Source organism: Niastella soli (assembly GCF_017742245.1).
GTDB classification, from domain to species: Bacteria; Bacteroidota; Bacteroidia; order Chitinophagales; family Chitinophagaceae; genus Niastella; species Niastella soli.
In genome coordinates, this window is sequence record NZ_JAGHKO010000004.1 from 1373159 (window position 1) to 1386460 (window position 13302).

The 13302-nt window shown below is 44.5% G+C and carries 8 protein-coding genes; 6 read left to right on the forward strand and 2 right to left on the reverse strand.

Annotated features, from left to right (window positions below; genetic code table 11):
- Nucleotides 1-63: 63 nt before the first annotated feature.
- Nucleotides 64-2835 (reverse strand): putative LPS assembly protein LptD, encoded by a 2772-nt coding sequence (locus J7I42_RS20255; protein WP_209140672.1) that lies wholly within the window; start codon nt 2833-2835, stop codon nt 64-66.
- Between the two features lie 80 nt (nt 2836-2915).
- On the opposite strand from J7I42_RS20255, the gene J7I42_RS20260 reads away from it, so the two are divergent.
- The 6 genes from J7I42_RS20260 to J7I42_RS20285 all read left to right on the forward strand — a co-directional run bounded on the left by J7I42_RS20260 (nt 2916) and on the right by J7I42_RS20285 (nt 12885).
- Nucleotides 2916-3935, forward strand: coding sequence for an N-acetylmuramoyl-L-alanine amidase family protein (locus J7I42_RS20260; protein WP_209140673.1), 1020 nt, complete (start codon nt 2916-2918; stop codon nt 3933-3935).
- A 208-nt stretch (nt 3936-4143) separates the two neighbouring features.
- A complete protein-coding gene (locus J7I42_RS20265; RefSeq protein WP_209140674.1) occupies nt 4144-5118 on the forward strand; it encodes an N-acetylmuramoyl-L-alanine amidase family protein in 975 nt (324 codons plus the stop codon).
- Between the two features lie 292 nt (nt 5119-5410).
- On the forward strand, nt 5411-6382 hold the full coding sequence (locus tag J7I42_RS20270) for an MlaD family protein (protein WP_209140675.1): 972 nt from the start codon (nt 5411-5413) through the stop codon (nt 6380-6382).
- 14 nt (nt 6383-6396) lie between these two features.
- Entirely contained in the window at nt 6397-8736 is a 2340-nt protein-coding gene (locus J7I42_RS20275) for an OstA-like protein (RefSeq protein ID WP_209140676.1), read from the forward strand.
- Between the two features lie 48 nt (nt 8737-8784).
- Nucleotides 8785-12207: a TraB/GumN family protein gene (locus J7I42_RS20280; protein WP_209140677.1), complete on the forward strand. Its 3423-nt coding sequence runs from the start codon at nt 8785-8787 to the stop codon at nt 12205-12207.
- A 219-nt stretch (nt 12208-12426) separates the two neighbouring features.
- Complete coding sequence (locus J7I42_RS20285; RefSeq protein ID WP_209140678.1) at nt 12427-12885, forward strand: hypothetical protein; 459 nt, start codon at nt 12427-12429, stop codon at nt 12883-12885.
- Between the two features lie 166 nt (nt 12886-13051).
- On the opposite strand, the gene J7I42_RS20290 is transcribed toward J7I42_RS20285, so the two are convergent.
- Entirely contained in the window at nt 13052-13189 is a 138-nt protein-coding gene (locus J7I42_RS20290; RefSeq protein ID WP_209140679.1) for a hypothetical protein, read from the reverse strand.
- Between the last annotated feature and the right edge of the window lie 113 nt (nt 13190-13302).

Genomic DNA, 13302 nt, shown 5'->3' on the forward strand with positions numbered 1-13302 from the left:
TTGCTTTAGGCTTTTCGCTTTTTTGGCTTTAGGCGTTTTCGTCATTGCCCATTGCCCACTGCATTACTGATAGAAGTATCTTGTTCTATTTAATCGCAGATCGCGCAGGATGCCTGACTTGGGACTGATAGTAAAGTTAAACGTACGATACAACCCTACTGGTGTCACATTGATGCTTAACTGCCAGCAGTGCATTTCGCGGGAAATGTACATGGAAAACTGTTGTATAGTAGAAGCTTTGATATCATAGTACCCGTTCATTCCAAACTTCCATTTTGGCGTAAGATTAAAGTCCCCATTCCAGCTTAAGTTCTGGAACGTTTGGGTTTGCCAACCTGAATAATCGGGTTTAACTGTCCGGCTAAAGCTCATAGAATAAGACAAACTAAGCGACCAGGGCACATTAAAATCGGCAAACTCAGCCGGGTTAGCGCGTGCATAAGCCAATTGCGCCTGTTGTTCCTCCGCCGTTAATATTCCCTGCTGGTCCTTCAATTGCTGCTCCCTTTTCTCCTGTAATTTCTTATCCTTTACGTTCGAGCTTTGGAATGAGGTTGAAACGGCAATATTACCATTGGTGATACGACCCAGACTTTTCCCATTTCCCGCCCCCGACGTGTCGCTCTGCCAGGTATATCTGTTAATGCGGTATCCATACTTATCTACCTGATAAGGGTCCAACGTAGCGCCGGCAGTTATGTTGACCTTTTCGAACAGGGTACTGCGGATATACAAGCTGAAGGGCGCCAGTTTAAAGGAGTCGGCAACAAAGTTGTAACTGCTGGTAAAGCCAAAACCATCTATGAGACGTACCTTTTTCAATCCGCCGTTGGCCGTGTCTTTTTTCGACCGGATCTTGGCTTCTATATTATTATCTATCCCAAATCCTATACCGCCAAAAACACCTTCTGACGGTGGGCCGTAAATGCTTCCATCGAAATAAGAGAATCGCTGTGTGTGCCCCTCGTATCTTCCAGTAATTGGATTTTTTCCAAATGCCGTGTCCACCTGCACATTTTTGTAATACTTAGCACCCAGATCAGGTTTATAGCTAAATGAAACGTTGGGTCTTATTACGTGGCGGATGGCAGCAATAGGGCTTTTCTTCCCAAACTTGTCAAACATCCCATACATGGCCGTGTTCACTCCCAGGCTGAACGACACATCGCTGGTCTGGTAAAATCCCTTTGAAGTAGTGGTATCTATTTTCAAGGTAGAATCATTCCAGGAGCGGTCCATTCTTTTGGAATACCATTTATTCTGGAAACTGATACCAGGTGATATTTGAAAGGCCCCTAGTTGTGGCAATGATAACTGAATGGGCACAGAGTGCTGGGCGCCCCACTGCAGCGTATCCAACATGGTCCTGATGCTAAAATCTTCTTCCTTAAAGTTCATCTGGTTGGCCAGCGTACTGTTCAGCCCTATACCCAGTTTCTCATACCACTTCGGTGTACCGGTAAATTCCTTGCTTTGCAGGGGATAAAAAGTCTGGATCGTGAACCCCAGATTAGGCAGGCTTATGTTAATGTCCCGCGTATTGTTGTTCTGGCTATGGTTCGCTGTAGCCGTAAGGTTATACTTACTGCCCCAGGTTTTAGAATACGCAATAGAAGAACTGAGTGTATTGGTAAAATTGGTCTGAGGATTATTGGGTACTAATTGATTGAATTTAGTGGAGGCAATGTTTACGTTCGCTGAAAAAGACTGGCCTGGGCGTGCCCGGCTATCTACCGAATGGCTCCAGTTGAGGCTGTACGTTTTGGAATTGGTGAACTCCTGTTTGCCACTGCTTGACAATATCCGCGACGACTGGTAAGCCAGGTTCATGGACCCATTATACCGGTAACGCACGCGGTAAGTGGGCGTCAGATATATATTGTAACCACCGTAAGAATATAAATTAGTACGCAGGGTCACATCAAAATAATCGTTCAGCACTTTATAATATCCCAATCCTTCCAACCCCAGACCGAACTGTTCGCTTTGAGAAAATTGAGGCGGCAGGATACCTGAATGGCGGCCTTGCGACAACGGGAAAAACCCAAACGGTAAATAAATAGGTACCGGCACCCCCTCAAACTCGGGGTGAATAGGCCCTGATACAGCCAGCTTCTGGCTAACCATTTTCATTTTATTGGACCGAAAAGCAAAGTGGGGCGTATCGAGATTACAGGTTGTAAACTGCGACCGGTAAGCATAATAATCTTTCTCGTTTATCTTTTTTACCTTTTCCCCGATCACCAGCATTTCGCCCTGAATGGTCATGGTGTTCTCGGTAATCCCCTTCTGACTTTTGAAATTATATTTAATTACGTCAGAATTCATTTTGCTGCCACTCTGGATCATTACCGGCTTCCCTATTAAATTACCAGCCGTATCTTTACGATAGGTGGCGGTAACTATCTGCTTGTTATTGTCCATGTCAATACTGTCGGCAGAAAGGTCCATATCCTTGTACTTGATATTCGCCTTGCTGAACAGTGTGATCGTTTTATTGGGAACGTTCAGCACCATACTGTCGGAGGCCTTATACGCCACCGGCGCATCCAGCGAATCTTCAGAGGCGGGAACATTAACAGTATCAATTTTGTTTATTACTGTATCTTTCGAGGGAATGGTATCGGATATGCGCGGAACGCTATCAACCCTTTTAGGGATAGTATCTAGTGGCCGTACAGGTTTTGTTGTATCCTGCTTAATTTGGGTTAATGAATTGTCAAAATGGGCAATAGAGAAATAATTGGCCCAGATATTACTCGTTAATAGCAAAAGCCATACAGATAAAATCAGGGCCGAACCATCTTTTAAATTATTTTTGCGTCCGTTCATCATATGCAGGTGGTGGGCAAAAATAGGTATTAAAGCATTAAGAATGTGTGAAGATTAAAGTCTCCTAAATTCTTGAACAATAAATGAATAAAAAAAAATTATATCGCTGCGTAAAAAGCTTTTTTGTTGCAGGAATTTTCTTGTTTTCAGGCATTGGCGCATGGGCGCAACAGAAACCCGTACTGGGAACTATTATAATTGATCCTGGCCATGGCGGCATCGATCCGGGTGCCAGTGGCCAGTTTTCGACTGAAGCGGCCGTGGCCTTGTCTATTTCGCTTAAACTGGGCCAGGCGCTGGCTACCGAGTTACCCGATAGCAAATTGATCTTTACCCGTACCACCGATGAGTTACCCGGGGGGCTGAACAGTATTCACCAGGCCTTGCGATACAGGGCCGATATGGCCAACCAGGCAAAAGGTGATCTTTTTATAGCCATTCACTGCAATGCCAATGGTTATAAAGCAGGCGGCTGGTATGCAAAACGGGTAGTTGGGCATAAAAACCGCACCGTGTATGTGGGGAAAGGTTCAAAAAGACGTAAAAAAACGATTCGTGAGCCGATATACGAAAGCTATTGGCAAAAAAATAATGAACACGGCACAGAAACCTATATCTGGGCTGCCGACCGTACCGGTTTTAAAGGCAGTGCTATCAATTCAACTGGCGGCAATACGACCGATTCTACCGGTGGTGAGGTTGTGGAAGACAGCACCAACGTGCTCGATCTGAATTCACCCGAAGCGTTGATCCGCTCCCAGCTTTATGAAAAGAAATATTTTGGCAAGAGCATGTTACTGGCCACGATGGTGGAAGATGAGTTTGAAAAAGGAGGCCGTTTAAGCCGGGGCGTTAAACAACGGAATGAAAAAGGTATTTGGGTATTACAGGCAACAGGAATGCCCAGTATCCTGGTTGAAACGGGCTTCATTACCCAAACTGAAGAAGAAGAATACATCAACAGCGACAAAGGTCAGGAAGAAATTGTAGCTTCCATTGTCAATGCCATAAAAAGATATAAATCAAGCCTGGAAGGCGGTGCTGCTCCGGCACAACAAACCACCACACCGGCACCCACAGAACAGGTAGAAAGCAGTAAATAATTTTGAGGTTCGGAATTTTACGATCCCCACTCCCCGATTCAGGCTCAGGCTGGTTTTCATGCCGGGCAACTGATGACCGATGATTGGTGAAATCCCTTTTTACCTTGAATTTCAACACATTTTGAACATTAACTAATTGATAAGTCAATTGCAGCACTATCTTTGTGCTATACCGGAATACTGAGTGAAATTAAAAATCCGGGAATACATGCTGCAAAAATTGATTTATTGCCTGCTGGGCACGGTCGTTTGCATGGTCGTATCCTCGTATGATACCGCCCCTGCAATGCCCGCTCATGCACATGCAGTTAAGCCGGGTGTCAAAACTATTATTATAGATGCCGGTCATGGCGGGCGCGATCCCGGTGCCCATGGCGATTTTTCCACCGAAAAAAAAGTTTGTCTGGCCATTGCCCTGAAACTGGGCAATCAAATAAAAACCGCCTTTCCGGATATCAAGATATATTATACCCGCATGGGGGATACTTATCCTGAGATAAAGGCCCGCGCCGATTATGCCAACCGCAATAAAGGCGACCTGTTTATTTCTATCCATGCCAATGCCGCTCCCAAAACCAAGCATTCAAAATTCATCGGGTATAAAAAAGAGACTTACTATACCAAAAAAGGGAAAAAACGCATAAAACATACCCGTAAGGTTAAAAATTATAAAATAACCTATACCGATAACCCCAGCCGCGGTACCGAAACCTATATCTGGGCGGCCGATCGTACCAGCATTAAAGGTGATTATGTTGGGGAACGCATTGCCGAGGACGTTGAAGAAGGCGATGAATTTGTACCGGATCTTAATGACCCCGAATTTAAGGCCAAATCATTATTATGGACCAAACGCTTTTTCAACAAAAGCATGCTACTGGCCACCCTGGTACAGGAAGAAATTGCCAAATTCGGGCGGTTGGACCGGGGCGTTAAACAACGAAATGAAAAAGGTATTTGGGTATTACAGGCTACCGCCATGCCCAGTATTCTGGTTGAAACCGGTTATATTACTAATAGTAAAGATGAAGCGTGGCTCAACAGTACAAAAGGCCAGGGAGAAATGGCTTCTGCTATAGTAAAAGCCGTAAAACGTTACCTCAATGTGGGCGTCACTACCACCACCCAGCCCGTTTCCAAAGCCACAGTAAAAAAACCAGCTTCACAAACTGTGAAATCGTAAGAGATTGGCAATCTTGAAACGGCAATCAGCAATTTTAGCCTCACGAAAATGGAGATTCGCTCCTTTTGGCATCTGCCTTCTGCCGTTTGCCGTCTGCCTATTGCCTTTCTTCTCCCCCAACCCCGTCTATTTCAATTTTTTATATACTTTTGCTTCCGACATGCCGTTTTAAAGGGATAACCTTTAAAACAAACCCGTTCAGACGAAACCATCAGTACAGGAATTTCACCCGGTTGTGAACAATTGTATGCGGGGATTTGTCTGGCCATTGAAAACATCATAGCTAATTCAGATGAAAATCTCCAATGAAACTAAAGTAGGCGCCCTAACCGCAATTGCGATCACGGTGCTTATACTTGGCTTTAATTTTTTGAAAGGGAAAAGTACCGGTGGGAACGATGTATTTGCAGTGTTTCCGAACGTAGATAAACTGACGGTAAGTAACCCCGTTTTTATTAATGGTTTACAGGTAGGTAAAGTATCCAGCTTAAAGGAAAAAGACAAGAACCTGAGCGGTATTGTGGTTACTATTACTTTAACAAAGGACCTGAACATACCCCGGAATTCAGTGGCTACCCTTAATAGTGAATTATTAGGTACTACTTCCGTAAACATATTTTTGGGCAATGGTAACGACTTCCTGAAAGAAGGCGATACCATCCGTACCGAACGTTCACTGGCATTGACCGACAAACTGCAGAAAAGTCTGGACCCGGCTATTAATAATATTAATAAAACGTTGCAGTCAATGGATGAGGTGTTGCAGAAACTGAACACCATCCTCGATCCTAATACCCGTAATAATTTACAGGGTATTGTTGCCAATCTGGCCATGTCGAGCAATTCATTACAGAAATTGCTCAATAGCGAAACCGGTATGCTGGCAAAAACCATTGGCAATTTGAATACCATCACTACTGATTTTGCGCGCAACAGTCCAAAGATCGACAGCACTTTCAGCAATCTGCAAACAGCAACCGATAAATTAGCAAAAGCAAGGATTGACGAAGCCATTTCAAGTATGAACAGAACAATGTCGAAACTGGAAGGCGCTATTGGCAAATTGGATAGCAAAGATGGTACTGCCGGCTTGCTGTTAAATGATCGCCAATTGTACGATGAGATCCGACGCACCAATCGCAGTTTGACTATCTTGCTCGACGATCTGCGCGTAAATCCCAAACGTTATATTAATATATCCCTGTTTGGCGGAAAAGATAAAAAGGGACCATTAAAAGCGCCACTGGACACACTGAAACAATAAGGAAAGCTTTATAAATGATACGATATGTGGGTTTGCCGCTGATAGTTACGCTGGTAGCGTTGTTATCTTTTGGTAAAGTTCATTCACAGGTAATAACCACCCGGCCCGGCGCTGATACAATGAAAATTGTTCAGTTGATCAATGCCGACCGGCTTAGCTATAAACATCCTGATTCGTTGACCGACCTGCAAATACTTGCCGGCAACGTTCAATTACGTCAGGATAATACCGTGATCAATTGTGACAGCGCCGTGTTCAATAAAAAGACCCGGTACGTTGAAGCTTTTGGCAATGTGCATATCGTTGATAACGATACCGTCAACATCAGATCGCAATACCTGCAATATTATGTTGACACCAAAATGGCCTACCTCAAAAACAACGTATCATTAACCGATAATAAAAGCGTACTTACTACCAACGATCTTACGTACGATATGAACCTGAAGATCGGGGAATACCATAACGGTGGTAAACTCGTAAGCAAGGAATCGGTATTAACCAGTAAGGAAGGTACCTACTACGAGGAGTTGAAGGATGTATATTTCAAGAGAAATGTAGACCTCAAGGACCCGCAATACACCCTGAAGACCGATTCATTATTATACAATACCAATACACAGATAGCTACTTTTATTGCTCCCACCACTATTGTCGATAGTTCAAAACGTACCATCAAAACCAAAGACGGGTTTTACGATACCCAAAACCGAAAAGCCTTTTTTGGCAAACGGCCCACGCTGAATGATGGCGCAGTAAGAATTACAGCCGATAATGTTGACAGCGACAACGGCACAGGCAAAAGCATTTTGCGCGGTAATGCCGTATATGTAGATACGGCCCAGGGCGTATCGGTACTGGCCAATTTTATTGAGGCCGACAACAAGGAAGGAACTTTCTGGGCTACCCAGCGTCCGTTAATGATCATAAAACAGGACCAGGATTCCATCTACATTACAGCCGATACCCTGGCTTCAGGCCGGATAAGCACTTTCGAGAAATTAAGGGAAGCCAAACGGGTTCGTGATTCTATTAATCAGGTAACAGCGGAGAAAGCGGCGGCTGATTCTGCGGCAAAAAAGGCTGTCACCCGTATAGAAGACAGGCTGCAACCCAGGTCTCTTAAATTCATGGTTTCAAATTCTACCATGGGCAATCTGTCCCTGAACAAAGATTCAGCCAGCGGGCGCCCCGAGGTAGTTATCGATACGACATTGGCAAAAACGCCTGAGATCAATGATTCAGTCGAGCTGATTGCAGATTCCACCAAACAGGTGGTCACAGATACGGCACTGGCAAAAATACCCCAGCTCAAAGATTCGCTCCAGGTGCTTCCCGATTCCGCCAAACAGGTGGTTACAGATACAGCACTGGTCAAAGTACCCGTGATCAAAGATTCGGTCAGCCTGCCCCGCGATTCGGTTAAGCTGGCAGTGAAAGATAAAGTGCCGGTTAAAAAACCAGCAGTTACAAAGACCCCGGCCCCTCAGGCAAAACAGGCCGCCAATAAACCAGCCAAGCCGGCCACTGAAAACAAAAACGACAGTACTGACAGGTACTTCCAGGCCTGGAACCACGTTCGTATCTATACCGATTCCATGCAGGCAGTATCAGACAGTCTTTGGTATTCAGGCAAGGATTCCATCTTTAGATTATTCAGAGACCCGGTTTTATGGGCCAGCAAAAGCCAGATAACCGGTGACACCATATTCCTTTACACAAAGAATAAGAAACCAGACAGAATGAATGTTTGGGAGAATGGCTTTGCCATTAATACCAGTGATTCTATAGGAGCCATGTTCAACCAGATAAAGGGAAATCGCCTGAATGGTTATTTCAAAAATGGGGAAATTGACTACATGCGGGCAACAGGAAATGGCGAAAGCATCTATTATGTGAAAGATGAAAAGGGCAAGCTGGTAGGTATCAACAACGCCACCAGCGACATTATTGACATGCGGTTCAAGAACAAGGAACTGAATAAAGTAGTTTTCATTAGTGAAGTGAACGGTACCATGTACCCCATAAAGCAGGCAAAGGAAGAAAACAAACAACTCCGCAATTTTAAATGGCTCGAAGACAGACGCCCAAAAACCAAGTTTGAATTGTTTGAAGATATCAAGAAACCGGTTATCTTAAAAGACAGCACTTTAATGGACAGCACCTTAACAGATAGCACAGCGGTTGACAGTTTGCATTTGGATAGTGTTCAGGTAAAAAAGCAATTGGATACCATAACCAACAAACAACTAAAGGTTGACCAGCCGAAAGTGCCGTCAAAGCAACCAGCAGCGCCGTCAACCCCACCAGCCGATAAAAAGGAACCGGCTGCTCTTCCCAGAAAAAAACCATAAGATCGCAGTTGAATTTATTCAACGTTATATATAGTTAAACCCTTACTTATGCCCCGACTTTCATCCGTATACTGCCTGCTGGCAGTATTCTTCGTATCCACCTGCACTTACAGCCAGCAATCTATTCCCAAAACCTTGTTATGGCGCATCACAGGCAAAGGACTTAAACAACCATCTTATTTATATGGTACCATGCACCTTACCGATAATCGCCTGTTCAATTTAGGCGATTCGGTTTACCGGGCTATTGAAAAGTCGGAAGGGCTGGCCATTGAAGTGAACCCCGATGAAATGGCCGCTTATTATATAAATAAAGCCATCGATGAAGCAGAAGGCACCAGCCTGAAGCAGTTATTGAATGAAAAAGATTATAAGAAATACAGTGATGCACTGGCCAAAAAGTTTAAAAAGCCGGCGGCTGAAATTACCACCGGGGATGTAGTGGCCGAGAAAAACAAATGGCTTCGTGAGTACATGGCAAAAGGCGAAATGCCTACTTTCCTTGATGCCTACCTGTACAACATTGCCCGGCGACAGGGCAAATGGGTGGGCGGTGTAGAAGATATGTCAGATCAGGCCGGTCTGCTCGATCAACTCGTAGATAAATCAGATATCGATTATATTCTGGCGGGCGATTCCTCCTATATAAATACCTCCAGCAATAATATGATGGAGCGAATGGTCAGGCTATACAGCGACCAGGACCTCGCCGGTATCGAGGCGATGACCGAAGATCAATCACATGGGTTCAAGGACCTGTTGCTGATAAAACGGAACGTAAAAATGGCGCGGCGCATCGACAGCCTTACCGCACTGCGCACCATGTTTATTGCCATTGGTTCGGCCCATTTACCCGGCGATAGCGGCGTTATTCAGCTTTTACAAAAACGGGGATTCACTGTAGAACCGGTATTCTCTTTAAAAAAGACCAACGCCAAAGACTATACCTTTAAAGAAGTAAAATTTCCCTGGACGGAAACCGAAGACAAGGATGGCCTTTATAAAGTATCAATGCCGGGCAATGCCGCAAGCGTAAAGGTATTCGGGCTCATTGAAATGAAGTTCATGACCGACCTTTTCAACCTCTCGAATTACTGTACCATGGCAGTGGTGGGTCCACGCAGAGGTGTCAATAAAGACACACTAATACTCGAGGTGGCGCAACGGATCTTTCGCACAAAGGAAAAACTCCCGGCAAAAAAAGTATACAACAATGGCATTGAAGGCAACGAATACCTGCATACCGTCATGGGCGAAAAATTGCGCCTACAGGCATTTGTGTATGAGAACGTATTGTATGTGGCCTTTATGAGCAGTGTTAAACAGGAAGCACTGACCTCAACCGATGCCGGGCAATTTTTCAGCTCTTTCATCATTACCAAAAAATTACCCGTATCAGCTGGTGCAAAGCCGTTTGTCGATTCAGTGATGGGCATCTCTTTTATGACGCCTGCCGAATTAACTTATAATAAAAAACTGAGCGCCGATCACAATGGCTGGCATATAAGCGCTTTTACCGGTACCGATATGGTTAATGGCATGTATATCTTTTTATATTCAAAAGATCTTACCCCCGGTCACTTTCTCAACAGTGATACACTTGTTCAAAGAGAGTTATTGAGATCTCTGGAGACGCGATATACCAACCTGCAAATAGATACGGTTCAACTGGCGGGATATAAAGGCCTTCAACTGCAAGGCACCAATACCATCCAGGCTGGCCTATACATGAATGCCGTTTCGCTGATAAAGAACAATCGTAATATTGTGCTGATGGTGATCTCCGACTCACTTCACCAGCAAGCCCCTGTTACCCAAAATATATTTACGTCCCTGCGCGCAGTTCCTGCACCCGTTGTGCATTGGAGCACCCATATGTCAGCAGATTCTTCGTTCTCGGCCCTGACGCCTGGTCCGTTCCGGATGAACGACCAAAAAGAGAGCAATCTCAGATTTTCATTCGATTCAACAACCGCCAGTTCTTATTACGCAGGCTCCGAAACCCTTTCAAAATATACCTGGTTCAAACAGGACAGCCTGTTCTGGAAAGAAAAAGTGAAACAGTATATCGGCAAAGACAGCCTGGTAAGCGAAACAGATATAGTATACAACGGTCAGCCGGCTAAAGAACTATTGACTAATAAAGACTACAGTTATAGAAGGAGACGCATACTGTTGCATGGCGATCTGGTGTATGAAATATTTATCACGGGCGACAAGGATTTTGTAAACAATGCCGATGCTACAGCCTATTTGAACAGTTTTACCATACATATTCCGCAAAAAAACAACCACTTTATAACGCAATCCAAAGCAGCGATGCTGTTGCAGGACCTGGGCAGCCAGGATTCGTTGGTAAGTAGTGAAGCACGCCAGTTTTTAGATAATGCCAAATTTGACCGCGAGGACGTACCAGCATTACATCAGGCATTGCTAAAACAGTACCAGTCATCTTATGCAGACACCCTATCAGATTTTGTCAATTTGCAACTGGCAGAAACGCTTGGCCTGTTAAAAGATCCCACTACCATTGCTTTTGTAAAAGAACAATACCCTACTTTAATCAACGAAAAAGAATACCTCAAAAATACCTTACTGGCAACCCTGGCCCATTTTCATACGCAGGAAAGCTATACCTGCCTGGCCCAATTGTTGAACCAGTACAACCCGCCTACAGAAGGTCTCGCCTATAACAGTATAAGTGGATTCAGGGACAGCCTGAGCCTGGTGGCACCCATATTTTCAACCATTCAAAAACTGGCAAAGGACAGTGCCAGCTGTGCAATTGTAGCAGACCTGGCATTGCTGTTAAAAGACAGTGGTTATATAAAACAGGAGCAAATTGCCCTGGCAGCAAACGATTATATCCAAACTGCCAGAAAATATATCCCTGCTTTTAAAAGGGAGGAATTCTACTTATCTGTCTATAACCTGCTAAAGGTGATCGGCAGCTTTAACAGCATCGCCGGTAATGATCTCTTAAAAAGTTACCTCACGGTAAAAGACAATTACGTTAAAAAACAAGCCGTCCTGCAACTGCTCAAAAACAAACAGCCGGTACCTACTGGTGAGATACTGAAACTGGCTGCCGATGCGGACGTTAGGATAAACTTCTACGATGACCTGAAAGAATTGAAGAAAACAACCCTTTTCCCCAAGCAATTTGCTACACAGCAGGCCTTTGGCGAATCAATCGTTTACGAAATAGCCAGTGATGATTATGAAGTAAAAAAGATCACTTTCCTGGCAAAGAAGATCGCCAAACATAATGGCAAAAGTTACACCTTCTATTTGTACCGGGTAGTGCTTGAGGACGAGGAACCGGCTGGTTATCTTGGGGTAGCCGGCGGTTATACAACCGGCAGCACGTCACTGGAAGCTGAGGAAGCGCTTTCCGGCATTTATTGGGAAGAGACCTACAAGGAAACCAAAGTGAACAATTTGTTTAAAGCCTTTCTTGAAAGCAGGTAACAAAACCGGAACAAACTAATTATTAGTTAAAAAAGCCGGGTATCATATTAAGAGTCAATTAGTAAATGCCTTTTGGCATTATTTTCGTCTTTATTGAAGAACCATTGATCAATACACCAGCTAATAACGTTAGGTGCGTGCAGAACGGCCAGCCGTATACGCCCTGGTTGCTGTTTGTAGAGATAGTATTTAGTCATTGAAAATCAAAAATTGTTTTTAATGAAAAGGATCTCCATAACCCTGCCCGTTATATTATTAGTTATGTTACTATGCCAACAAGCATCCGCCCAGGACTACCGGCTGGCAGGCGGTGTGCGGTTGGGCAACTCATCCCCCACCCTCAGCACTGGCATTTCGGTTAAATACTTCGCCACTGATAAAACGGCGCTTGAGGGCATTGTATCCTGGGGCAACCGTTTTGGTTTTGGCGGTTTGCTGGAAGTACACAACAAATTCAACACCCCCGGTTTAAGCTGGTTCCTTGGCGGTGGCGCCTATGTTGGCTTTGAAGACGGCGACACGTACCTGGGCCCTACGGGCATTGTAGGGCTGGACTATAAATTCACCAATGCACCGGTAAATCTTTCCTTAGACTGGAAACCCGAACTCGACATTCTTCCTGATATCAATTTTGTGCCAGATGCCTTTGCGCTTACTATACGATTTACGTTGAAATAGTGAGTGGTGAGTGGGTCCCGACGACGCTTAGCGTGTCGGGTCTGACGACTCTGACGAGTATCAGACTCTGTCGGAGATGCCGACTGCAAGCGTCGGCCTTGCGGTTATTGTGACTAATAACTATCTGGCGCCGCTTAAAAATTTTCTGCCGTTTGCCGATTATTCATTACCAACTGCCTTCCCCTATCACCCCTATCAACCCTTTCACCCCCATCAACGTATCAACCTCCCCTCTTGTCAATTCCTGCAACCATACCGCCAAAACCATACATCCTACATATACTATAGCAGCATAAAAACGCATACGAAACAAACAATGCCCAATTATGCGTGTTATTCTGTAATTAAAACCGCATATTCAATCATATTTATGCGTTTTCATGCCATATTTATTTTATATTTGAAGTACAACCCAAT

Excerpts from the sequence above, each read along its gene's own strand:
- J7I42_RS20255 (WP_209140672.1), bottom strand. The coding sequence starts at position 2,835 with ATGATGAACGGACGCAAAAATAATTTAAAAGATGGTTCGGCCCTGATT.
- J7I42_RS20260 (WP_209140673.1), top strand. The coding sequence starts at position 2,916 with ATGAATAAAAAAAAATTATATCGCTGCGTAAAAAGCTTTTTTGTTGCA.
- J7I42_RS20265 (WP_209140674.1), top strand. The coding sequence starts at position 4,144 with ATGCTGCAAAAATTGATTTATTGCCTGCTGGGCACGGTCGTTTGCATG.
- J7I42_RS20270 (WP_209140675.1), top strand. The coding sequence starts at position 5,411 with ATGAAAATCTCCAATGAAACTAAAGTAGGCGCCCTAACCGCAATTGCG.
- J7I42_RS20275 (WP_209140676.1), top strand. The coding sequence starts at position 6,397 with ATGATACGATATGTGGGTTTGCCGCTGATAGTTACGCTGGTAGCGTTG.
- J7I42_RS20280 (WP_209140677.1), top strand. The coding sequence starts at position 8,785 with ATGCCCCGACTTTCATCCGTATACTGCCTGCTGGCAGTATTCTTCGTA.
- J7I42_RS20285 (WP_209140678.1), top strand. The coding sequence starts at position 12,427 with ATGAAAAGGATCTCCATAACCCTGCCCGTTATATTATTAGTTATGTTA.
- J7I42_RS20290 (WP_209140679.1), bottom strand. The coding sequence starts at position 13,189 with ATGCGTTTTTATGCTGCTATAGTATATGTAGGATGTATGGTTTTGGCG.